At 39.4% G+C, this 236-nt stretch carries 1 protein-coding gene; it reads left to right on the forward strand.

All coding sequences use genetic code 11. The annotated features are described in order from the left end of the window. The coding region (locus tag SB822_RS60925; RefSeq protein ID WP_410859631.1) for a GerAB/ArcD/ProY family transporter at positions 1 to 236 on the forward strand (236 nt) is incomplete at both ends.

Below are 236 nucleotides of genomic sequence, written 5' to 3' on the forward strand. Positions count from 1 at the left end.
CGTATGTTTACCCTATTACGATGGTTATTTATATTGGGCTGATGCTGTTTAGCCTGAAAATATTTGATTTTGATTATTTGCGCCCCGTCATGGCGCACGGATTTAAAGATTTTGGTAAACTTTTCTCTCAAACCTTCATTCAATTTACAGGCTTTGAGATCATTTTGATTGTTGTGCCGCTGATCTACAAAGACAAATGGTCAAAAGCAAAATGGGCCGCAGCCATTGGTGTAGGG

Origin of the sequence: Paraburkholderia sp. SIMBA_054 (assembly GCF_046534875.1) — a bacterium.
Classification (GTDB): Bacteria; Pseudomonadota; Gammaproteobacteria; order Burkholderiales; family Burkholderiaceae; genus Paraburkholderia; species Paraburkholderia hospita.